1 pseudogene is annotated in these 296 nt (G+C 41.6%); it reads right to left on the bottom strand.

The features are described 5' to 3' along the window. Positions 1 to 296 (bottom strand): annotated as a pseudogene (locus CWC11_RS23170) (hypothetical protein); the annotation flags it as partial.

The following is a 296-nucleotide window of genomic DNA, read 5'->3' as shown; positions in this document are numbered from 1 at the left end:
TGGTCCTGGAGATATTTAAGCGGTTGTTCTTTTACCCTGATCATGGTCCAGTGTTCGTCCCATGAACAGTTATTGTCTTTCGCAGAACAACCTTTGATGTGTTTTATCGCCTTGATATAACGAGCAATGCTTTGTTTCTCGCGCTCGGCGTTTCGTTCAGCCACTGAATCATGCTCAAGATTAAGCGGCAGTAACCCATCGGTTAGTACTTTCTTGTCGTGAAAGCCTTCGTTTCTCAATGACTTGGAAACATTACTTAAGTAAAGTTTTGAGCGAATGTGATACTTTTTAACATC

It is taken from the genome of Pseudoalteromonas sp. S3178 (assembly GCF_005886985.1).
Lineage (GTDB): Bacteria > Pseudomonadota > Gammaproteobacteria > Enterobacterales > Alteromonadaceae > Pseudoalteromonas > Pseudoalteromonas carrageenovora.
The sequence above is the reverse complement of the archived record's forward strand: the minus strand, read 5'-3'. Positions and strand labels throughout refer to the sequence as shown.